We start from the raw sequence: 23,342 nt of genomic DNA on the forward strand, positions 1-23,342 counted from the left end.
ACCTGCACAGTTGCACGGTGCAAATGATTAAGTAGGAAGCCTACCTATACAGTTGCACAGTGCGAATGATTAAGTAGGAAGCCTACCTACACAGTTGCACGGTGCGAATGATTAAGTAGGAAGCCTACCTACACAGTTGCACGGTGTAAATGACAATGTAGGCTTCTTACAATGTCATTTTCATAAAAAATCTTTAAAAAGTTGTCATAGACTACAATAAACTAATAAGAAAGTGTTACATTAGCCTTATCATCCATTCAACTATCAAAAAAATAAAGTCATGCTTACAAAACAATTAAGCCCCGATGCCAACACTTCTGGCAGCACTACTACTGCCACTAAACAATCAACCAAAAAAGTAAGATTGTTACCTACAAAAGATGCTGACCTAGACACCCTTGCCACAGCGGTAGCTGCCAAATGGAAAACCCTGCCACAACTAACACTACTTTGGACCACGCAACCCCTATTTGAAGGCATGGCAAGTACCTATAGCACCACTTTATCTGCCAGGCTAAAAGCAGGCGGTAACCGACCAAGTAAAACAGTATCGCTAAAAACTGTAAATGCAACTATTAATAATGCAGTTAAAATAGTAAAAGGCTATATTGTAAAAAAGTATGAAACAGAAGCAGCAGCCATACCACAGTATGCACGTTTTGGCTTAGTAAAAGAAAACAACACCTACCAATTACCAAAAGATAATGATAGCCGTAAAAAAGCTTTGCCGCTTATGAAAACTGCTATTGTAGAAGATGGTTTTGCTACTGAAAAATACGGCTCTGCTTTTTGGGATACCACCATTGCCGATTTTGAAGCTGTTGTAAGCGCTAGTGCCACTGTGGCAAAAACCATCACCTCAGAGGTAGATAAAAAAGATGTATTACGTGCAGATGTTGAAGCCCACTTAGATGCCATCATACATTTGGTAAAAGCCAATTACCCTAAAACTTGGGAAAGCGAATTAAGGGCTTGGGGCTTTTTAAAGGGTAACTATTAAAGTAAATAATAGCTAGCTAAAGCAACGGATGGAACAAAACAATAAAGGCAAGCTTTTCAGCTTGCCTTTATTAATATCATTATAGCGAACTTATTTCGTTACAGAAGCGCTACCTGCACGTTGCTGAATCAAGTAATAGCTACCAAATAATAGTCCTGCAAATACTGCTGTACCTGTTAAGCTACCTTGGTAAAAAGGTAAGCCATCAGCAAGGCAAGCAAGCATACCATCAAATGTTTTAGGATGATGGTAACCACCACCGCTAGCCCAAACCAATAAATTAGATGCTAAGAAATAAGCGGTAGGTGCAGCCAAAACACCAGCAAGTATGCTACCTAATTTGTTCATTTTTACAGCAAAACCAATTACCGTTAAGCCAGCAAATAACAAGTAGTTAGTTACTTGACCACCATAAAAACCTTTAGTTTGGCTAAGACCATTTACATACAATACTTGGTACAAAGCATCGCTGATAAACATAGATAATAATGGTAGTAAAAAAGCCCATTTTTTATTGTTTACAAACAAGGCGCCGCCAAATAAAGCCATCGCAATTTGTGGTGCAAAACCAAAAGGACGGCTAGGTATAATGCGGTACAATGATGCTATTACAATCAACAATACCAAAGAGATAACGATGTTTTTATTCAACTTCATAGTCAAGTGTTTCAATAACAAAAATAGGCTGAATTTGCAACCCCGCAAATCCTATTTTCCTCATAGGTGGATAAGCTTATTGCTACTGAGAATCTGAAACACTGAGTTAGCATACTTTTTCTGTGATTCTGTGCTTTTTTGGCAACAAAATCTGCCACTGAGACTCTGAAACACAGAGTTAGGATAAATTTTCTGTGATTCTGTGCTTCTGTGGCAAACAATATTAAGGTACAAAAGCTTTGTACAACACACATTTACCAGACGCTTCTATCTTATAAGTTTCACCCGGTAAAATAGCTACTGACTCACCTTGTTTTAAAGCGATATTTCTGCTACTATTAATCACTGCACCACCTTCTACGGCAATTATTATTTCTAAAGAACTAGCTGTTGCCTCATGGCTATTGCCTTGCAATGCCACTTTATGAATACCAAAATCTGGTACAGGGCAAGGATAATGTACCGCATGATTACCAATGTCATTACCCTTCATTACATTTGGCTTTACGCCTTCAAACAACGTATGTTTAAGCAGTTCAGGTACATCAATATGCTTAGGTGTAAGGCCGCCACGTAATACATTATCGCTATTAGCCATTAACTCTACGTTCTGCCCTTCTAGGTAAGCATGTGGCACACCTGCCCCTTGAAATACCGCTTCACCAGGTTCAGCTTTTACAATGTTGAAGAAGTAAATAGAAAACACACCTTTATCTATATTTACTACCTCATCTTTTCTTTCAAATAATTTGGATACCCACCAGCCTGCATCATGTTTGGTCAATTCATTATTTGCTTTGCGGCGCAATTCACGTTTTACCAATGGCGCAAGCATGTTATCTACATACACTTGATCCATTTCCATTACCATTTGGTACAAACCTTTGTAGCCACCAGTTTTAAACAATGGCATCAACACATTAAATTCTTGTACTTCTATTAAGGTCTGCATCAAATCGTCCTTTTGCTTAAAGCCGTGTAGCAACCAAAACTCACTTAAAGCCACCATTACCTCAGGCTTGTGGTTTCTATCTTTATAATTACGGTGTGGTGCGTTTATAGGTATACCAGCAGCTTCTTCGGCATCAAAACCTTTGGCAGCTTCTGCCTTTGTAGGATGCACTTGAATAGACAACATATCTTTTACATCCAATATTTTAAATAGGTATGGCAATTCACCAAATTGCTCAAACACTTTACTCGTAATGGTTTCAGCAGGATTGCTAGCTATTAATTCATTTAAAGCCACTGCATTTGTATCATCGCTTACTATTGAAGCAGCAGATGGATGTGCACCCATCCAATATTCAGCACAAGGCTTATTATCTATATTGTCAAAACCTAATAATGCGGGTAAAAAAGTAAAACCGCCCCATGCATAGTTTTGTACTTTTCCTTTCAGATGAAATGTTTTTCCATTCAGTTTCATAGTCTATATTTATAGTCACGAAATTAAGTATGACGCACCACAAACTCACAGGAAATAAGGGCGAATTATTGGCAGAAGCCTATTTAATTGAAAAAAATTACAGCATTATTGCCAAAAATTGGCGGCACAAGCACTTAGAAATAGATATTATCGCTAGCCTTAATAATAAAATACACTTTGTAGAAGTAAAAACTAGAACCAATGCAAAGTTTGGTTTGCCAGAAGAAAGCATTAGTCAGGCCAAAATGAACCACTTAAAAAAAGCCGCAGAAGAATATTTATACCAAAACCCTGAATGGGTAAAAATTCAATTTGATGTGATTGCGATTACCTTAAAAAAAGGCGAAGTACCAGACATTTTTATGATTGAAGATGTGTTCTTTTAGTTAACTTCTGACACGAATTGATAAAACAAAAATCCCTAGCAATTGCTTGCTAGGGATTTTTATAAAAAGCTATTTACTGAAATGATTACAAACCAAACAAACCACTGTTAAGTAGTTGTAAAGTTTTGGTTCTGTATTCGTTTGGTACTAATAATGAGATATTGTGATGACTACCACCATAACTTACCATGGTTACTGGTATTTCGTTAATAGCTATGAAAAGTTTTTGTAGAACGCTTTCTGTTTTGGCTATTTCATTACCTACAATAGATACAATACTTTGGTTGGTTTCAACTTCTACATGGCCAAATGGTTCTAACTCTTGCACTATTTCTTTCAAAAATTCAGCACTATCAATGGTTACAGATACTGCCACTTCAGATGTGGTAATCATATCTATAGAGGTTTTGTATTTTTCAAATACCTCAAATACTTTTCTTAAAAAGCCATAAGCCAATAGCATACGGCTACTCTTAATTTTAATAGCAATAATGCCATCTTTAGCAGCCACAGCTTTAATACCTACGCTACCTGCTTCTTTAGTAATTACAGTACCTACAGCTTCTGGCTGCATGGTATTTAATAACTTAACAGGCACGTTTTCTTGTTGTGCTGGCCAAATACAAGTTGGGTGTAAAATTTTTGCACCAAAATAAGCTAGCTCAGCAGCCTCATCAAAACTCAATTGCTCAATAGCGTTGGTTTTTTCTACAATACGAGGGTCGTTGTTGTGCATACCGTCAATGTCAGTCCATATTTCACAAACTGTTGCATTTACAGCCGCAGCAACTAAAGATGCTGTATAATCGCTACCACCACGTTTTAAATTGTCTACCTCGCCTCTTGCATTTTTACAGATATAACCTTGTGTAATGAAGAGATTTTTAGACGCATATTGCGCTAAAATTGGCGTTAGTTTCGCTCTTATCGCTTCTACATGTGGCTCACCATTCGCATCAATACTCATAAAGTCTAATGCAGGTAATAATTGGTGGTCAATACCTTGTTCTTCTAAAAATACGCAGAATAATTTGGTACTTAGCAATTCACCTTGTGCCAAAATATCTTTATTCAACGCATCGCTAAAAGAGATACGTAAGATGATGTTTAGAAATTCAAAATGCTCACTTACAATAGCATTTGCCTTAGTTTGTGCCTCTGCACCGTTTGCCAATAGCAATACAAAACTTCTATAGTGTGCTTCTAATTTATCTATGGATTGCTTGGCAGCCTCACGGTCGCTCTTGGCTAAATGATTACTAATTTCTACTAGTGAATTGGTAGTGCCGCTTAATGCACTTAATACCACAATTTTTGGTTCAGCATCTTTGGTAATTAATTGCGCCACTTGATGCATACGTTCTGGCTTACCTACGCTGGTACCGCCAAATTTCATTATTTTCATTACCCTACTTTTTTTGTGGGTGCAAATATATACCTAGTTTAAACTGATTGTGCGAATGTTTTTGAGGTGATTTTTAATGGCTAAAATCTGTTTTTGCAATTGAAGTTATTTGGGTAAAACTAAGCCTATCTACAGCCTCGCTTTTCCTTACTTTTGCAGCCCTAATTGCTTATTTTATTAAAAAATAATTGAAGCAATTAGTATAGAATTTACAGCAAATAGATTTAGAGAAAACAACAAGCAATGGAATTATCAAAAAACTTTGAACCGCAAGCAATAGAGCTAAAATGGACAGATGTATGGAAAGAGAAGGGCTACTTTAAAAGTGTGCCTGATGCGAGAGAAGCTTATACTGTGGTCATTCCGCCGCCAAACGTTACAGGTGTGTTACACATGGGCCATTGCTTGAACAATACCATTCAAGATATATTGGTGCGCCGTGCTAGAATGATGGGCAAAAATGCTTGTTGGGTGCCTGGTACTGACCATGCATCTATTGCCACAGAAGCCAAAGTAGTAGCGATGTTGCGTGAAAGAGGCATTGCCAAATCATCTTTGACAAGAGAGGAATTTTTGGGCTATGCCTGGGAATGGAAAGAGAAATACGGCGGCATCATTTTACAACAATTAAAAAAACTGGGCTGTAGTCTTGATTGGGACAGAACATCATTTACAATGGATGATGATTACTACAAAGCAGTAATCAAAATATTTGTTCAGCTACACCAAGAAGGCATTATTTACCGTGGCTTGCGCATGGTAAACTGGGATCCTGCAAGTAAAACGGCTTTAAGTGATGAGGAAGTAATTTTTAAAGAAATTGATAGCAAACTTTACTATGTAAAATACCCTTTGGTTGAAGATAGTAGCAAGTACATGATGGTTGCTACAACAAGACCAGAGACCATTTTAGGTGATGTGGCTATTTGTGTAAACCCTAATGACGAGCGCTACAAAGCGTGGATTGGTAAGGAAGTAATTGTACCAATCATTAACCGAAAAATACCAATTATTGCAGACGATTATGTAGATGCTGAATTTGGTACAGGTGCTTTAAAAATTACACCAGCACACGATAAAAACGATAATGAAATAGGCAGAAAACACAATCTTAAAACCATTGATACGCTTGATGCTGAAGGCAAGTTTACGGCTGAGCAATTGATGGACGAAAATCCACCAGCGCAGATATTGGCTTACAATGGTGTAGACAGATTTGCCTTAAGAAAACAAATAGCTGAAGACATTGCAGCACTTGGCCAAATAGAGAAAATTGAAGACTATAAAGGTCAGGTAGGTACTAGTGAAAGAACAGGCGCTGTTATTGAAAATAGATTAAGCCTACAATGGTTTGTAGACATGAAAACGTTTTTGGGTAAACATCCAGAAACCCTTTCTAGTGTAATGAATGATGAGATTACGTTTCATCCTGCCAAACTAAAAAATACCTACAACCATTGGTTAAGCAACATTAAAGATTGGTGTATTTCTCGCCAATTGTGGTGGGGGCAACAAATTCCTGCTTGGTATGATAATGAAGGTAATTGTGTAGTGGCAGAAACTGAGCAAGAGGCAATCGCATTATACAATTCCAAATTTCAAATTTCAAATCCGCAACTTACTAGAGATGAAGATTGCTTAGACACTTGGTTCTCATCTTGGTTGTGGCCAATGGAAGTTTTTAAAGGCATTAGCAACCCAAATAACGAAGAAGTAAACTACTACTACCCTACTACCACTTTGGTTACCGGTCAAGATATTATTTTCTTTTGGGTAGCTAGAATGATTATGGCTGGCTATGCATTTAAAGGCGAATTGCCATTTAAAGATGTGTATTTTACAGGTATGGTGCGTGACAAGCAAGGTCGTAAAATGAGTAAGCAATTAGGCAATAGCCCTGATTTATTGGGTTTAATTGATAAATACGGTGCCGATGCTGTTCGCTTTGGCATTATGTTCTCATCACCTGCTGGTAACGATTTAATGTTTGATGAAGCATCACTTGAACAAGGTAGAAACTTTAATAATAAATTGTGGAACGCCTTGAAGTTGGTGAAAATGTGGGAAGGAAGACAGTCAACCGATGATAGTTTACCATCTACAGAAAGCGATTTTGCAACCACTTGGTTTGAAAACAGACTAGCGCAAGTACAAATTGAAGTGGATGGCTTGATGGCGCAGTTTAAAATAAGTGAAGCCTTAAAAGTGATTTATAGTCTTATTTGGGATGATTTCTGTAGCTGGTATTTAGAGTGGGTAAAACCTGGTTTTGAGCAACCAATTAGTGCATCTATTTACAATAAAACCATTGGCTTCTTCGAGCAATTAATGCAATTATTACACCCATTTACACCATTTGTTACTGAAGAAATTTACACGTTATTAAAAGAGCAAACAGATAGCTTGTGTGTAAAACAGTTTGCTCAAATTTCAAATCCTAAATCAGAAATTCTTGCAGAAGCAGAATTATTAAAACAAGTAATTACTGCCATTCGCGAAGCAAGAAACAAAAACCAAATTAAGCCAAAAGAAACCATCAAATTAGCCATACAAACTAGCAACCAAGCAAGTTTCGATGGTATTACAAGCATATTATCTAAGCAAGTAAATGCTGAGGCAATTACATTTACGAGTGAAGCCATTGCAAATAGTATTGTGGTTGCTGTAGAGCAAGATAAATTCTTTTTACAAGCAGAAAGAGAAGTTGACACAGTGGCGCTAAAAGTAGAATTAGAAAAGGATTTAGCGTATCAGCAAAACTTTTTGCAAAGCGTATTGAAGAAGTTATCTAACGAACGTTTTGTGCAAAATGCAAAACCTGAGGTGATAGAATTTGAACGTAAAAAACAAGCAGACGCAGAAGCTAGAATTAAAACTATTGAAGAAAGCCTAAGCAGTTTGTAAAAATCTATCGCAGATGTCGCTGATTTTCGCAGAAATAAATAGAAATTATCTGTGTAAATCTGTGAAATCTGCGAGCTAAAAATATCACATGCAAAAAGTTATCACAAGTATTTGTTGCCTACTATTATTCAGTTTTACCCACGCACAAAACTGGGAAGTAAACTTGTTGAATGATATTAACCCGCAGCAACCATCTTCTGGCTTTTGGCAAAAAACATCAGCTAGTACTTATGCTGTAAGCGTTGGTGTGCCTGCAACACAGCTGATTGTAGGCTTTATTAAAAAAGACAAAAAACTACAACGTCAAGGTTGGCAAAGTGTTGGTGGTTTGGCTATTAATACAATAGTTACACAAGGTTTAAAGTACACTATTAAAAGAGATAGACCTTACGAGCAATATCCTTTGTTGATTAATCCATATCAAATAGAAAGTGATAAATCTTTTCCTTCTGGTCACACTTCTACAGCTTTTGCAGTAGCTACTTCTTTATCATTACAATATAAAAAATGGTATGTAGTGGTACCTGCTTATGCTTGGGCTTCGAGTGTTGGTTATTCTCGTTTATATTTGGGTGAACATTACCCTACTGATGTATTGGCTGGTGCAGCAATTGGTGTAGGTAGTGCTTGGCTTAGCCAATATTTAAACAAAAAGTTGTTTACTAAAAAGACTCATTAAACTATGCTTGCTGAAATAAGAATTGCCACAGTTAGAGATATCAACGCTATACAAAATATTGCTTACACAACTTGGCCTAGTGCTTATAAACGCATTATTACCAACGAGCAAATTGAGTACATGCTTGAGAAAATGTACAGCCAAGATGTATTGGAAAATCAGTTTTACGAAGGCACTCAATTTTTAGTGGCAGAAGTAGATGATGAGATTGTTGGTTTTGCGTCGTTTGGCTTACAGCAAGACAATATTTACAAGCTTCACAAGCTGTATGTAAATCCTGATGTACAGCAATCTGGTGCAGGTAAAGCTCTTTTGAAAGAAGTACTAAACAAAGTAATTAAACTTGGTGGCAAGCAATTAGAACTACAAGTAAACAGAAAAAATAAAGCCGTTGGTTTCTACGAAAAAATGGGGTTTGAAATTGTAAAATCTGAAGACTTTTACTTTGGCGAAGGTTTTTACATGAACGATTATGTGATGAGTATGAGCCTGTAGTTACACACCTACAATGGCTTTTTCTGCCATTTTATTTAAGTAATTATTACTCGCTGCATAGCCAATAAATCTGCCAGTAGACTTGTGCAAATACCGCATGATAAAATCTACTTGTTGGCTTTTTTGCCAATCATTTTGCAATGATTTTTTTAAGCGTGCATCATATTGTTGCAAAAAATTAGCGTCAAATTGTTGCTCCTCTAAGCTAGTAATACATTGCTCTGCAGCACACATACCTTGAAACACTGCATGACCAACACCCCAACCTGTTAACGGATTTACCCCACTACCAGAAGAACCTGCTAGCAACACTCTTTCAGCAGAAAAACTTTGGTGTTTATTAGCTGTTGATGGTAAAGAAGCACCTTTAATTTTTTCTACCAAAACTGCACTAGCCATAATGCTTTTTACTTGTGGCTGCTGCTGTATCACTTGCTGCAACAAGGTCTCAGCATTAAAGCCATGTTTACTAGCATGCTTTTTTAGAATAAACATCTCTACCGTGTACAAACCCTTTGGTAGCTTATTAATAAACAAATAACCATGTACAGGTTTGTTAATTAAGTACACCTGAAAGCCATGCGGCTCTGTAATGTTTAAATGGCGGTAATAGCCTCTTGCAGCCAACAAAAAATGGTCAGGCAAAGCTTGCCTAGCCTGATTTGCAAGCATAGATAAATTGCCCGTTGCAATTATTGCTAGCTCACTTTTAATGCGCTTGTTTGCGGTAATGATCTCAATACCATCTGCATGAGTAACAATATTGCTTACTGCCTCGCCAGTATTAAGCGTAGAGTATGGGCTTTTTAGTACTTCTGCACGTAAAAATGTATCAAAATCTTTTCTATAAGTACTGTACCGGCTAACCGCATTGTGCTTAGCAGCATCTATATACAAGCCCTTGCCTTTATGGTTAAAATATTGGTATTGTTCTATTGGCTGTAATACTTGCTCAGCAAGCATTGTAGGTAATAAATTCGTATCAAGTTTATTCAACACATTGGCTAGCCTACCATCATAACATTCACCACAAACCTTATCGCCTACCTCTTTCCTTCGCTCAAAAATTGTATGCGCAACACCTTGCTTGCTCAAAAACAAAGAAGCCACAAGCCCTGCTGGCCCCGCACCTATTATACAAACTGGTGTATCTATCATTGATTGGTAGTGATGTTTAATACTTATTACAAGTTTTAAAAGTAATTGTTTTCAAGTTTCAAGTTTCAAGTTTCAAGTTTCAAGTTTCAAGTTTCAAGTTTCAAGTTTCAAGTTTCAAGTAAACTCAAATGTAACCGCACTAATGTATATTGTGCAATCCAAAAGTTAATTGACCATTGACCATTGACCATTGACTACACCACCACATGCGTTTGCTTTATCACGCCCATTACAAACACACTTTGCACATGGCCTAAATTACCTGTTTCACTTAATTTATTTACATGAAAGTGATAATAGTCATCCATATTTTCAGCCACCACTTTTAGCATAAAGTCAAATTCGCCACTAATGTTATAGCACTCAATCACTTCAGGCATGGCATTTATCATTTGTATAAACTCACTACCTGCTGTTTTATCGTGTTGCTTTAGCGATACATAGCAAATCACCATCAAGCCCTTTTTTACCTTGCTATGGTCTACCAAAGTAGCGTATTGTTTTATCACACCATTTTGTTCCATACGTTTTATGCGTTCATGCACAGGTGTGGTACTTAAATGCACCGCATCGGCTATTTCTTTTACGGTTGCCTTAGCATTTTGCTGTAGCAATCGCAATATGGCAAGGTCTTTATCGTCTAGCACCAAAACCTCATTGGTGGATTGTTCTTTTTTAATGGCTTTTGACATGGCTTTATAGCTATTTATTCTTTCTAGTAGTCAAATTTGCCAATTATTTCCCAAATAAAATTAAATAACACCAACTTTATCCTACCAAACTATATTTGCCACCTAAATTTAAAACATGTCTACTTTATCAAAATCAATCGATTTTAGCTTACCATACAAGGTAGCTGATATTAGCCTTGCTGAATGGGGTCGTAAAGAAATCCGTTTGGCAGAAGCTGAAATGCCAGGTCTTATGGCTATCCGTGAAGAATATGGCCCTAGCCAACCATTAAAAGGTGCTCGTGTATCAGGTTGCTTACACATGACTATTCAAACGGCTGTGCTTATTGAAACTTTGGTTGCTTTAGGTGCTGAGGTAAAATGGAGCTCTTGCAATATCTTCTCTACACAAGATCAAGCTGCGGCTGCTATTGCTGCTGCTGGTATTGGCGTTTTCGCTTGGAAAGGTCAAACACAAGAAGAAGCTGATTGGTGTATTGAACAAACTTTATTCTTCGGTGGTGCTGACCGTCCTTTAAACATGATTTTAGATGATGGTGGTGACCTTACCAACATGGTATTTGATGTATATCCTCAATTTGTAAGTGGCATCAAAGGTTTGTCAGAAGAAACAACTACAGGTGTGCACCGTTTATACGAGCGTATGGCTAAAGGTACTTTACCAGTACCTGCTATCAACGTAAACGACAGTGTTACCAAATCTAAATTTGATAACAAATACGGTTGTAAAGAAAGTTTGGTAGATGCTATTCGTAGAGCTACTGACGTGATGATGGCTGGTAAAGTTGCGGTTGTAGGTTCTTACGGTGACGTAGGTAAAGGTTCTGCTGCTTCTTTATTAGGTGCAGGTTGCCGTGTTATTGTTACCGAAATCGATCCTATTTGTGCTTTGCAAGCTGCAATGGATGGTTTTGAAGTAAAACCAATGCACAAAGCAGTTGCTGAGGCTGACATAATTGTTACTGCTTCTGGCTGTCGTGACTTGATTACTGAAAAACATTTCCGTTTGATGAAAGACAAGGCGATTGTTTGTAACATCGGTCACTTTGATATTGAAATAGATATGGCTTGGTTAAACAAAAACTACGCTCATACAAAAGATACCATCAAACCACAAGTTGACATCTACAACATCGATGGTAAAGACATCATCATCCTTGCTGAAGGTCGTTTGGTAAACTTAGGTTGTGCTACTGGCCACCCAAGTTTTGTAATGAGTAACAGCTTTAGTAACCAAACTTTGGCGCAAGTTGAGTTGTGGACAAACCACGCTGCTTACGAAAACAAAGTGTATGTGTTACCAAAAACTTTAGATGAGAAAGTTGCTCGTTTACACCTTGCTAAAATTGGTGTTGAACTAGATGTATTAACAGAAGAACAAGCTGCTTACTTAGGCATCCCACAAAACGGGCCTTTCAAAAGCGATATGTACAGATATTAATTTTCCCGTTGTCATGCTGACGAAGGAAGCATCTAATAGTAAAAAGCCGTTTCGCAATTGCGAAACGGCTTTTTTGTCATTCTGACGAAGGAAGAATCTGTTACGTATTGTGATGTTTTATGTCACCAGCGCAAGTACTACTATCATACATCGGTGCACACTTGTAAGGCTTGTTCTATTTTGAGCTTTTACTACTGCGAATGCTAATCGTTATTTTGCCATACCAATACATTGACCTTTATTTGAGGCCTTATGCAATTAACCGCAGAACAAGCAGCCATTATTCAATCAACAGGGAATATTAAAATAAATGCAGTAGCAGGCTCAGGCAAAACAACCACCGTTATTGCTTATGCTAAGGCAAAACCTGCCACTAGTCGTATTTTATACTTGGCTTTTAATAAATCTGTAAAGCTTGAAGCCACTAAAAAGTTTACAGAAAAAGGATTGACGAACGTGACGGTGGAAACTGCACATTCATTAGCTTTTAAAAACATTGTTTATCGCAGTAATTATAAGGTAAGGTCGCAAGGTTACAAAACCAACGAAATAGCCGAACTGCTTAGTTTACAAGCCACCGGCGAAAAACATGCTGAATATATTATTGCCAATCACATCAATAAGTTTATTGCTTACTTCTGCAATAGCGATAAGCGCAAAGTACAAGAACTCAATTATCTAGACATTGTTACCGACCCTGTTGCTAGAATATTTGTGGCTGCCAATTATCAATACATAGAAAAGCAAGCAAGAATAGTTTTGGGCAAAATGGATAAAGCCGAGATTGAAATTACCCACGATTTTTACTTGAAAAAATTCCAGTTGGCAAACCCACAACTTGGCTACGATTATATACTGTTCGATGAAGGTCAAGATGCGTCGCCTGCTATGTTGGCCATTTTTCTACAGCAAGCAGCTACCAAAGTAATTGTAGGCGATACGCACCAGCAAATTTATGGTTGGCGCTATGCGGTTAACTCACTTGAAAAGGCAGATTTTACAACCTATCATTTATCTACCAGTTTTCGTTTTGCGCAGCCAATAGCAGACTTAGCAGTGGATGTGTTGCAATGGAAAGAACAATTAGCTACACACAAAACTGTTACTATTAATGGCAAGGGCAAAAGTAAAACACAGGCAACCGTAGCGGTAATAGCAAGAACCAATTTAGGCTTGTTGCTAAAAGCCATTGAGTATGTAACTGAGAAAAAAGAAATCAAACATATTTACTTCGAGGGCAACATTAATTCTTACACTTATGCAGATGAAGGCGCTTCGCTGTATGATGTGCTGAACTTACAAAATGGCAAGCGTGACTTAATTAGAGACAATTTAATTAAGGCCATGAAAGACATGGAAGAACTGAAAGAATACATTGAAAAAACCGAAGACATGCAACTAGGCATGATGGTAGAAATAGTGAAAGAATATGGTAATGAAATACCCAGCATTATTAAAGCTATAAAAGACAAGCACGTACCAAACGATGAGAAAGAAAAGGCCGATATTATTTTCTCAACAGTGCACCGCTGCAAAGGCATGGAATACGATATTATCCATTTAGCCAACGATTTTATTAACGAAGAAAAGCTAGAAAAAACTTTAGCTGATACTAAAAAAGAAGCCCTCAATAAAACAAAACTCAACGAAGAAATTAACTTGCTGTACGTAGCTATTACAAGAGCCAAACATGCGCTACACATACCTGAAGAGTTGATGCCTGTTGATTTTCCGCCTGCGGCGCAAATACATGTGATACCAAAAATATCGGCTGAAGACAAGCAAAAAGCCAAAGCACAAAACACTAAAAAGACACCTTATATTGCTAGTACCAAAGGCAAAACCTATTCAGTAGAATTGGTGCGAGAAAAGCATAATGGTGCTTACCAACCTTGGACGGCTGAACTAGATGAAGAACTAACTGAGCTATTTTGCAAAGGCAAAGACATTACCGATATGATTAAACATTTTAAACGTACGAAAGGCGCTATTGTAGCAAGAATAAAGAAGCTACAATTGGCAGAGAATTACGGGTAGATAGTTTAAAAGGTTCTCGCAGATTGCGCTGATTTCGCAGATACTAGTCAGAAATTTGCATATTGTTATTCGTGTAGTTTTTAAATCAAAAAATCTGCGTACTTCTGCGTTATCTGAGAGCAAACAAAAACCCGTGAGACAAAAAAAATCTGCGTATTTCTGCGATATCTGCGAGCAAATAAAAAATAACTAGCGCTAGTGTTCCTGAAAGGATCACTTGTGATGCACCAAATAATCCAGTCTGCGACTGGGAAAACAACATTTATATCCGATTACAAATCGGATTGTTTGTAAGGCACGAGTGAACCTAGAGGAACACTCGCACCAGTGAGGAACGAACAAGAAATCTACTAAAAATCGTTTTGGGGATTACGAATCCCCGTTATCTGCATTTCGGGATACCCGAAGAGAGCAACCCGAAGAGCGGGTGATGTACATTTAAAGTAATTATCTAAATCAATCTATTTTTCTGCCATAATTATTAAATGTTTGCAATAATAAGGTATCCGTAACATTCAAACTTCTAATACCATTGAGGTCAGCTACATTGTTCCAAGTACCTGCTGCCATGTAGTATCTGGTTACATTCCCTAAATAGGTTATAGTTGAAAAGCGAATAGTGCTTATATATGGAATAACCAACTTATTGCCAGAAAATAACACGTAATAGTAATCAAATGTTTTTCCATAATATCCCCCACCATAGATACGCTCTATAGAGTAAAAAGCTTTATATTTTCCAATATTGTAATGCAAGGAGTCGAAATTACCAATAAAAATTGTAGAATCTACACTTTTTAATTCATAGAAATTATCGATTTTGTTAATTTGATACGTTTTTCTATTATCTTTTGCCTCAGTTGTATTTATTATATTAAGTGTATCACTAGAAACTGCTTGATTTTGCTTTGGGTAAATTAAATCCGCATATTTAATTTTATAAAGGGCTAGCAACGATGGGTCGTTTATTTCACCATTTTTTGTAAAAAGCCTAACTGAACCGTAATCGGCTACATTTTCAAAAACAAATTTTCCAGTTACAAAACTAGGCTCTGAATCATTTTTATGACAGGCATAAACCAGCAATAATAATACTGCCGAAAGAAAACTCTTTAACTTATTATTTTTCATATGTTTTGTATTAAATGTTACTATTTTTTTGCTATTGAAAAGGTATTTTGGCGTTGCTAATTGTTTAAAAATACATCTAATAACAAATGACATTTTTTTAGGCACTAGTGAACCTAGCGGGGTACTTGCGCCACTGATATCTAACTTCTAAAGCTATGCTTCAATTAATTCATACTATCCGACTTCATATAAAATCCACTTATATTTTTTATCTTGTTAAAGATAAAGTTCTTATCATCGCGAATCACCAGTATCAAAACATACTCAAGTAGCATCACATTTTCGGTTATAAATCCCACTGGTCTATGTTTTCTAAAATAAGCCATATCCATTCTACTTTTTAGGGTATCTTTTATATCAGCTATGCTTAGCATTTTTTTAACATAAGAATGACTAGCCGCAGTTTTGCTAACAGAGAATAATGGATTATTCAATATATCAATACTAATACCCAATGAACGCGATGAATCAATGAAATCTTGAAACTTGTTATTTTTTAAAAATCCATAAATTTCACAGGTGCTAATACCCAATTCTTTATAATTATTATAAACTACGGTATTGTTTTCATCAATCCCTTTTGGTAAAAGGATAAAAAGCGTATCTCTTCCAACTGTTCTATTATTAGCAAATAGGGCAGTTGTAAAAGTAAAGCCAAGTATAAGTGATATTATTTTCTTCATTTGTTTTAGTTTGAGCACTCGGCAGATAAATTATATAAAGAAATCGTATTGCCCTTTATTGAACCCCCATATCCCCCCCACTAGCGCAAGTGTTCCTGCAAGAGTCACTTGTGATAAAATAAATTATACAGTCTGTGACTGGAAAAAACTACCCCTCACCATTACTCACTTCTTCTTCCCCACTACCACCACTTGTATCTACTATTACCCTTGCGGTGTAGTAAGCACTGTAAAACTCTGGGTGCGTCGCTTTTTTAGCATCTACAAGGCCATCAAAGCGGGTTAATACTTTGTCTAGCGTTTCAAATTCAGTTACCAAAGCGTTGGTAGCGGCAGCTTTTACACTTATGGCAGCCCTTGGCGCAGCTACTAGTGGTTGGTAAGCGGCTATAGCAGTGGTTAAAGCACTCACTTGGGCTATGGTTACTTCGTAGTCAGCTAGTTTGCTTAGCAAGGGTTGTATGGTATCACGTATCAAGGTTAGGGTATTTATTAGTATCGCATCTCTCGTTTGTTTGAGGCCGCTTTCGGTGTAGTGCAATGCCTCGTACAAGGTGTTGTTATTTTCGGCTAATGCATAGCTGCGTGTTGGACCGATAATGGCTATGGCCGCCGCAATAGCGGTATCTTCTGCTTTGTCTTTATCTGTAGCAGTACCTGTGGTTTGCTTGCTTTGTGCCTGTGCATAGCCATCTATATTGGCTACGGTATTCTCTAAGTCAGTAATTACTTTTACAAAAGCCACACTGTTTAAAATACTGGTAAATGTGGTTACAATTAATTGTACTGCCTTAGCCATAGACAGCTTGTTAGTTTGTCTGTTAGTCATGGGGATTTATTTACTATTAATAATATGTTAAATGTAATTCGTTTACATTACACTAGCAAATATTTTTATACATTTTCTTAAAATTTTTTTTGGGAAAAGCTACCAATAGGCATTGAAATAGTAATTAAGTTAATGTAAGATAGCGTTAAGCAACGGTGAGATGTCATTAAGTCATTTAAAGCTGCCATTAAGGCGGTGAAAGGTGTTATTAAGTTAATGTAAGCAGTAATTAAGTTACTGCAACATACCATTAAGCAAATGCAAGCTGCAATTAAGACAATGTAAGATGCAATTAAGTTAATGTAACACATCATTAAGCTAATGTAAGCTGCCATTAAGTAACTGTAAGTAGTCATTTCGCCAAAAGCGGCAAAACAATAGCAACCGCTACCTACTCTGCCTATGTGGTGCACACCAAAAAACTTTTTTAAAATCTCTTTTCTAAAATAAAAATCCCCCCTATATTTGCAGCCCAAACAAAATGGAGGGCATAGCTCAGTAGGTTAGAGCGACAGATTGTGGTTCTGTAGGTCGTGGGTTCGAGACCCATTGTTCTCCCTCATAAAAATTGGTAAACCTTGAAGGTCGCAAACTTTCAAGGTTTTTTTATAATTAGCATAAACCCGTCAGGTTTTAAAACCTGACGGGTTTTGTAAGTAACCATTCTTTGTGTTTTGTGTTCGATGTTCTGTGTTTCAGTGCATCAGTGGCAAATAAATCATCTTTATTATGACGTTAGGCTTATTTCTTATCCCTATCATTTCTGCATTTATTGGTTGGTTTACCAATTGGATAGCTATTAAAATGCTGTTTCACCCTAGAGAACCGAAAAAAATATTAGGTATTACGTTTCAAGGTATTTTTCCTAAAAACCAGGCACAGTTTGCAGCCAAGCTAGGCAAGTTGGTAGGCGAAGAATTGTTATCGTTTAAAGATATTGCTGGAAAAATTACCAACCCAGAAAACATAGAAAAGGTAATGCCAGTAGTAGAAACCCATATTGACCATTTTTTACGTGTAAAACTAGCCGAGAAAATGCCTGTTATCAGCATGTTTATTGGCGAAAAAACCATCACAGAACTAAAAGGGGTGTTTATGGAAGAACTGAAAACCCTGTTTCCTACCTTGATGGAAAGCTATATCAACAATTTACAAAACGACCTAGACCTTGAGCAAATTGTAACCCAAAAAGTAGCTGCATTTTCTAGCGACAAACTAGAGGAAATACTTAACAGCATTATGAGTAAAGAATTTCGCTTTGTAGAAATTATTGGCGCTGTATTGGGCTTTATTATTGGGCTTTTGCAAATAGGCATTACGCTACTACATCTTTAATTCACCGACAAATACACGGTTCTCGTAGCCCAAAGGGCAACAAAATCCATTCAAATTTGTCTTTATACCGTTCGTATAGAAGCAACTAGATACGTGGCTTTTAGGGTTCAACTTCGCACCATATTATTTAGAAACACATGAAGAAAATTTTCATCTTAGGCATTTTATTAGTTACCACAATTATTACACAAGCACAATTTCCTGGTGCAGGTAGAACTGGTGGCGCTGGTAGAGCAGGCGGACAGAACGTAAACATTGGCCATTTATACGGCAAAATTGTAGATAAGCAAACCAACAAAGGTATTCCTGGTGTATCGGTTCAGTTGACTGGTAATAAGTTTGATACTATCACTAAACAAATGAAACAAGCCATTTTAAAAACAGTAATTACCGAAGCAAACGGTGATTTTAGCTTAGAAGGCTTATCAATTTTTGGTAATTTTAAAATGAAATTATCGGCTGTAGGTTACAAAGCCACAGAAAACACAGTAAGTTTTGGCATTAAATTTCCTGCTGCTGGTACACAACCAGATTTTACAGCCATCATGGCCGCTGCTGATAAAGACCTTGGCAACATTAAACTAGACCAAGATGCTACGCAACTACAAAGCGTAACTGTAACAAGTACCGCTAAACCATTATTTGAACTTGGTATTGATAGAAAAGTATTTAACGTAGATAAAAACTTAGTAAGCACAGGCCAAACCGCTACTGAAATAATGAAGAGTATTCCTTCATTAAGCGTAGATATTGATGGTAATGTAACGTTAAGAAATGCATCACCTACCATTTTTGTTGATGGCAGACCAACGACTTTAACCTTAGATCAAATACCTGCTGACTTAATTGAAAAAGTAGAAATTATTACTAACCCTTCTGCAAAGTTTGATGCAAGTGGTGGTGGTGCTGGTATTTTAAACATTGTACTAAAAAAGAACAAAAAAGTAGGTTACAACGGCGGTATTAGAGCTGGTATAGATAGCCGTGCAAGGTTTAATACTGGTGGCGATTTAAACGTTCGTCAAAACAAAGTGAACTTCTTTTTAAGTGGTATTTACAACCAACGTAAATCTATTTCTACCAATCTTACAGATAGAAACGATTTTGGTACAAAACCAGATCAAATTCACCAAAATCAAAAAAGTACCAATGATGGCTACTTTGGTTTCTTGCGTGGTGGTTTAGATTATTTTGTAGATAACAGAAATACCATCAGTATTGCAGCTAATTTTAATAGAGGTAAATTTGATGGTGACCAAGACCAACAAGTAGATTCTACTATTAATGGCATTTACAAATCTTACAATTTAATCAACGTTAATTCTAATTTTATCTTCAAAAACTTTGGTTCATCTTTAAGCTTTAAACACAATTTTGAGAAGAATGGCCATAATATCAGTGCAGATTTAAACTACAATTACAGCACTAATAGCAACAATTCATTCATCAATACACAGAACTACTACCCTTTCACCATTAACCCTACAAAATCGCCTATTAAGCAACAAAGCTTAGGCAATGGTGAGAATAAGTTTTTTACTGGTCAAATTGATTACGAAAATCCATTGACAGAAAATACCAAACTTGAACTTGGTGCAAGAGCTGCTGTTAGAGATTTTAGCAACTTAAACAATCAGTATTTCTTTAACAATAGCACTGGTACTTACGATTACTTTCCTGTATTAAGTTCTAATTATAAATACACAGATGCAGTTTATGCTGCCTACGCAAATATTAGCTGGAAAGCCAAAAGATTCAGCTATCAATTAGGTTTACGTGCAGAAAGTTCTGATTATAAAGGCAATATTTTAAGTGCTACTTCTTCAAAAGATTCATCTTTTAAAGTGAGTTTCCCTATCAGTTTATTCCCAAGTGCGTTTATTACGTATAAATTAACTGATAAACAAGACTTACAATTAAACTATTCTCGTAGAATTAACCGTCCGAATTTCTTCCAGTTAATTCCATTTATCGATTACTCAGATCCATTAAACTTGAGCAATGGTAACGCTAATTTAAGACCAGAATTTACCAATTCGTTTGAAGTATCTTATAATAATGCGTATAAAAAAGGTGCTAACTTGTTAGTTACTGCTTACTTTAAACAAACTGATAACTTAATTACGCGTTTTCAATACAAGGATAAAAATCCTGCGCCACAGCTTACAACTGCTGATAGTGTAGTATTTAACACTTACATCAATGCTAATAACAGTATTTCTTACGGCTTAGAGATTACTAACAAATTGCCTGTAACAAGCTTTTGGGATTTAACTTTAAACCTAAACATTTACAATTCTAAAATCAACTCTACCAATGTTGATAACGGTGCTAGCAACGAGCGTGTAAGCTGGTTTGGTAAAATGAACAATAGCTTTAAATTGAAAAAAGGTTATTCTATTCAATTTAGTGGCGATTATAGAGCGAAAAGCGTATTAGCCCAAGGCGGTGGCGGTGGGGGGCGTATGGGTGGTGGAGGCGGTGGCTTCTTTATGGGTGGCGGTTCTCAGTCTACTGCTCAAGGCTACAACTTCCCTAGATATAGCTTTGATTTAGCATTACGAAAAGATTGGACTTGGAAAAATGGTCAAAGTGGTTCATTAACTGTAAGTATGGATGATATTTTTAGAACACAATTATCTAAAACTTACTCTGAAAGTGTTTACTTCAATCAAATAAGTGAAAGAAGAAGAGATCCACAAGTGTTACGTATTAACTTCAGCTACCGTTTTGGTAAGTTTGATGCAACATTGTTTAAACGTAAAAACACCAAGGCTGACCAAAGTGGTGGTACAGAAATGATGCAAGGTGGTAACTAATTAAAAGGTTTAGTAAGTAGAAAATACAAAAGCCGCTCACAATGTGAGCGGCTTTTTTGTGCGTATAGATTGAACAGATTAAGCTTTAAGTTGAAACAAAGCAGCAAACATACTATCAGCTTTTTTGGTGTAACCAATTAGCAGTTCTTGCTTTACTACGCTCAAATTTGGATTTTGCTGTAAAATAAAATCAACCATTTGCTCATTTTCTTGCTTAAATACCGAGCAAGTGATGTATAAAAAATAGCCATTAGGCGATAGATACTTCTGAGCATTGGTAGTTATTTGTTGTTGCAGTTGTACATATTTGTCTATTTGGTTTTGCTTAAAAAAATACAATTGTTCTGGTGTGCGGCCCCAAGTACCGCTACCGCTGCAAGGTGCATCGCAAATGATAAGTTGATAAGCGTTACTGGTTGCTGGTTGCTGGTTACTAGTTGCTAAATCTTTTACAAATACATTGTAAATAGGTACACCAGCTTTTGCTAGCCTATTTTTTAAATTCTGAATAATAGTAGCTCTAATGTCACTGACAGTCAGCCGAATATTTCCTAAAACATCTGCTGCTAAAATTGATTTACCACCACTAGCTGCGCAGCAATCCCAAACGGTGATGGGTGAGCCGATAGCTATCGGCTTGGAGTTTGAAATTTGAGATGTAGCAACAAAGTTCAAAAACTCTCTTATTCGTTGAGATGAATAATCTTGCACCACTACTTCCCTATCTATTTGCAGCACTTCTTCTATTTTAGAATTGTTTGGCAAAGCCAAGCACGTCTCATTTACTAATTGATAGGCGATATCAGCGGCTGATAATTTACGCAGTATTTTATCTTGTTGCTTTGGCCTCATGCGTAAAAATACATCTGGCTGTACCAAATGCGATATAGAAAAACTAGCGGCATCAATACCTTCGCTTAGTTCATTTACCAAGGGAAAACAAAGCCCTACATTAACCGAAGGATGAATTTGGGCAATAAAATCTAGTTTGTTATGTAGCGCTTCGCTGAATAATGGCTGCCATTCTTTAGCAAATAAGTCTGCATAATTACTTGCTTCATTGCTAGATAAAAATATAGCTATTTTGATGGTTTCTTCTACCGATAAGTTACTGCAAGCACCAGCCATACGATAATACAGAAAGCAAAAATGGGCGATAAATTTTCTGTCTTTACCACCATATTTTTTATTAGAAGCAAAAAACTGTTTTAAGTAATTGCTTAACGGCACTTCACCGTTGTAGGCAGCAATAATACTAGCAGCAGTGGCTATATGTTTGTGAACGTACTTCATGTATTGGTAATAATAAAGCCGCTGAGACAACTCAACGGCTTTACAAAAAGTATTGTTTAGATGTTATTGGTAGAAATATGTGAGTTGTAAAGTTTGTGCAGGTGCACCAGTAACAATTGCTGTTCCGTTTGCGGTAGCAGGATAGCTATTGCTATTATAAGTTATATTGTAGTTTACAGAAACAGTATTGGTACTACCACCAGATTTATCTGTTATTAATAAAGATACTACGTTATTAGAACCTGCAAAGTTTTCTCCCAACCCTACAAAACTTTCATTCCCATACTGTAAAGGCGATATTTTATTATCATAAGTAAAGGCGTTGTCAGTTGATAATGTTGGTGTAGTAGTAAAATTATAGGTATACAGCTTTTCATTAATTACATTACCAGATGCATCATACGTAACATCAATATGATATACAAGTATAGGCTGTCTTGAAGGTGAGGTAGCGTAATATTTATACTGAGAAACTTTATTATTAGTATACGCAAATGTTACACTATCAGTAACAAACCCATTACCACTATTTGCAGATTCAATAACATAATCGAAGTTTGAAGAGCCAGTTGGGTAATGCAGCTTTGAGTAAACAGTATCGTATTTAGAGGGTAAAACAGACTTTGATGAGTAAGAAATTTTTGTATGCTGAATTAATTTACCAGCAGCATTTCGTATATAATATTCTGTTTCATCAACTTTATCACCGCTAGAAACACCAACCTGAGTCAACTTTATTAATCTTTTCGCTGAATCATAGCCATATATGTAGGTCACTGTGTCAGTTGAAGATAAGGATACCATTTTCACTAACAGGTTACCACCTGTTGTACCAGGTGTTGGTGTTACAGGTGTAGTTGGTGTTAATATTAAATCATTCCACTCAATGCTCTTTTGGCACGAAGTAAAACAAAGCACTAACAAACATGATAACAGAAAAAGGTTGCTTCTCATAAAAACATTTTGCAA

The 23,342-nt window shown here is 36.6% G+C and carries 20 protein-coding genes and 1 tRNA gene; 10 read left to right on the forward strand and 11 right to left on the reverse strand.

The window, feature by feature from the left end; genetic code table 11:
- Positions 1 to 280: 280 nt before the first annotated feature.
- A complete protein-coding gene (locus tag ACT9TX_RS02385; protein WP_481336603.1) occupies positions 281 to 1,000 on the forward strand; it encodes a hypothetical protein in 720 nt (239 codons plus the stop codon).
- A gap of 90 nt (positions 1,001 to 1,090) precedes the next feature.
- Here the strand turns inward: ACT9TX_RS02385 and ACT9TX_RS02390 are convergent, their stop codons facing one another.
- Positions 1,091 to 1,657, reverse strand: a complete 567-nt coding sequence (locus ACT9TX_RS02390; RefSeq protein ID WP_481336604.1) for a DUF6580 family putative transport protein — start codon at positions 1,655 to 1,657, stop codon at positions 1,091 to 1,093.
- A gap of 223 nt (positions 1,658 to 1,880) precedes the next feature.
- On the reverse strand, positions 1,881 to 3,086 hold the full coding sequence (gene manA / locus ACT9TX_RS02395; RefSeq protein WP_481336605.1) for a mannose-6-phosphate isomerase, class I: 1,206 nt from the start codon (positions 3,084 to 3,086) through the stop codon (positions 1,881 to 1,883).
- A gap of 29 nt (positions 3,087 to 3,115) precedes the next feature.
- Between manA and ACT9TX_RS02400 the strand changes: the two genes are divergently transcribed.
- Entirely contained in the window at positions 3,116 to 3,472 is a 357-nt protein-coding gene (locus ACT9TX_RS02400) for a YraN family protein (protein WP_481336606.1), read from the forward strand.
- A gap of 85 nt (positions 3,473 to 3,557) precedes the next feature.
- Here the strand turns inward: ACT9TX_RS02400 and ACT9TX_RS02405 are convergent, their stop codons facing one another.
- Entirely contained in the window at positions 3,558 to 4,877 is a 1,320-nt protein-coding gene (locus ACT9TX_RS02405; RefSeq protein ID WP_481336607.1) for an aspartate kinase, read from the reverse strand.
- 243 nt (positions 4,878 to 5,120) lie between these two features.
- Here ACT9TX_RS02405 and ACT9TX_RS02410 point away from each other — a divergent pair, with 243 nt between their 5' ends.
- The 3 genes from ACT9TX_RS02410 to ACT9TX_RS02420 all read left to right on the forward strand — a co-directional run bounded on the left by ACT9TX_RS02410 (position 5,121) and on the right by ACT9TX_RS02420 (position 8,955).
- A complete protein-coding gene (locus ACT9TX_RS02410) occupies positions 5,121 to 7,781 on the forward strand; it encodes a valine--tRNA ligase (protein WP_481336608.1) in 2,661 nt (886 codons plus the stop codon).
- Between the two features lie 88 nt (positions 7,782 to 7,869).
- Positions 7,870 to 8,460, forward strand: a complete 591-nt coding sequence (locus ACT9TX_RS02415; RefSeq protein ID WP_481336609.1) for a phosphatase PAP2 family protein — start codon at positions 7,870 to 7,872, stop codon at positions 8,458 to 8,460.
- Between the two features lie 3 nt (positions 8,461 to 8,463).
- Positions 8,464 to 8,955, forward strand: a complete 492-nt coding sequence (locus ACT9TX_RS02420; RefSeq protein WP_481336610.1) for an N-acetyltransferase family protein — start codon at positions 8,464 to 8,466, stop codon at positions 8,953 to 8,955.
- Here ACT9TX_RS02420 and ACT9TX_RS02425 read toward each other — a convergent pair whose 3' ends face one another.
- Positions 8,956 to 10,113 (reverse strand): NAD(P)/FAD-dependent oxidoreductase, encoded by a 1,158-nt coding sequence (locus ACT9TX_RS02425; protein ID WP_481336611.1) that lies wholly within the window; start codon positions 10,111 to 10,113, stop codon positions 8,956 to 8,958. It lies immediately after the preceding gene.
- 194 nt (positions 10,114 to 10,307) lie between these two features.
- Positions 10,308 to 10,805 carry an Lrp/AsnC family transcriptional regulator gene (locus ACT9TX_RS02430; RefSeq protein WP_481336612.1) on the reverse strand — a complete coding sequence of 166 codons (498 nt, stop codon included), beginning with the start codon at positions 10,803 to 10,805 and terminating at the stop codon, positions 10,308 to 10,310.
- A 115-nt stretch (positions 10,806 to 10,920) separates the two neighbouring features.
- Here ACT9TX_RS02430 and ahcY point away from each other — a divergent pair, with 115 nt between their 5' ends.
- Both ahcY and ACT9TX_RS02440 read left to right on the forward strand, forming a co-directional pair.
- The gene (gene ahcY, locus ACT9TX_RS02435; RefSeq protein ID WP_481336613.1) at positions 10,921 to 12,246 is read left to right on the forward strand and encodes an adenosylhomocysteinase; all 1,326 of its coding nucleotides are present in this window, start codon (positions 10,921 to 10,923) and stop codon (positions 12,244 to 12,246) included.
- A 252-nt stretch (positions 12,247 to 12,498) separates the two neighbouring features.
- Positions 12,499 to 14,283, forward strand: coding sequence for a UvrD-helicase domain-containing protein (locus ACT9TX_RS02440; protein ID WP_481336614.1), 1,785 nt, complete (start codon positions 12,499 to 12,501; stop codon positions 14,281 to 14,283).
- 456 nt (positions 14,284 to 14,739) lie between these two features.
- Here the strand turns inward: ACT9TX_RS02440 and ACT9TX_RS02445 are convergent, their stop codons facing one another.
- The 4 genes from ACT9TX_RS02445 to ACT9TX_RS02460 form a co-directional block, all read right to left on the reverse strand.
- Positions 14,740 to 15,507, reverse strand: coding sequence for a hypothetical protein (locus tag ACT9TX_RS02445; RefSeq protein WP_481336615.1), 768 nt, complete (start codon positions 15,505 to 15,507; stop codon positions 14,740 to 14,742).
- Positions 15,508 to 15,578: 71 nt separating this feature from the next.
- Positions 15,579 to 16,097 (reverse strand): hypothetical protein, encoded by a 519-nt coding sequence (locus ACT9TX_RS02450; RefSeq protein ID WP_481336616.1) that lies wholly within the window; start codon positions 16,095 to 16,097, stop codon positions 15,579 to 15,581.
- A gap of 148 nt (positions 16,098 to 16,245) precedes the next feature.
- Positions 16,246 to 16,926 carry a hypothetical protein gene (locus ACT9TX_RS02455; protein WP_481336617.1) on the reverse strand — a complete coding sequence of 227 codons (681 nt, stop codon included), beginning with the start codon at positions 16,924 to 16,926 and terminating at the stop codon, positions 16,246 to 16,248.
- 77 nt (positions 16,927 to 17,003) lie between these two features.
- The gene (locus ACT9TX_RS02460) at positions 17,004 to 17,339 is read right to left on the reverse strand and encodes a hypothetical protein (protein WP_481336618.1); all 336 of its coding nucleotides are present in this window, start codon (positions 17,337 to 17,339) and stop codon (positions 17,004 to 17,006) included.
- 71 nt (positions 17,340 to 17,410) lie between these two features.
- Between ACT9TX_RS02460 and ACT9TX_RS02465 the strand changes: the two genes are divergently transcribed.
- From ACT9TX_RS02465 to ACT9TX_RS02475, 3 genes are all read left to right on the forward strand, one after another.
- Positions 17,411 to 17,484, forward strand: a tRNA-His gene (locus ACT9TX_RS02465).
- A gap of 171 nt (positions 17,485 to 17,655) precedes the next feature.
- Positions 17,656 to 18,261: a DUF445 domain-containing protein gene (locus ACT9TX_RS02470; RefSeq protein ID WP_481336619.1), complete on the forward strand. Its 606-nt coding sequence runs from the start codon at positions 17,656 to 17,658 to the stop codon at positions 18,259 to 18,261.
- Positions 18,262 to 18,398: 137 nt separating this feature from the next.
- Positions 18,399 to 21,080: a TonB-dependent receptor gene (locus tag ACT9TX_RS02475; RefSeq protein WP_481336620.1), complete on the forward strand. Its 2,682-nt coding sequence runs from the start codon at positions 18,399 to 18,401 to the stop codon at positions 21,078 to 21,080.
- A gap of 78 nt (positions 21,081 to 21,158) precedes the next feature.
- Here the strand turns inward: ACT9TX_RS02475 and ACT9TX_RS02480 are convergent, their stop codons facing one another.
- Both ACT9TX_RS02480 and ACT9TX_RS02485 read right to left on the reverse strand, forming a co-directional pair.
- Complete coding sequence (locus ACT9TX_RS02480; RefSeq protein WP_481336621.1) at positions 21,159 to 22,373, reverse strand: RsmB/NOP family class I SAM-dependent RNA methyltransferase; 1,215 nt, start codon at positions 22,371 to 22,373, stop codon at positions 21,159 to 21,161.
- Between the two features lie 63 nt (positions 22,374 to 22,436).
- A complete protein-coding gene (locus tag ACT9TX_RS02485; RefSeq protein WP_481336622.1) occupies positions 22,437 to 23,327 on the reverse strand; it encodes a hypothetical protein in 891 nt (296 codons plus the stop codon).
- Between the last annotated feature and the right edge of the window lie 15 nt (positions 23,328 to 23,342).

The sequence above is a fragment of the Parasediminibacterium sp. HNIBRBA5674 genome (assembly GCF_056745525.1).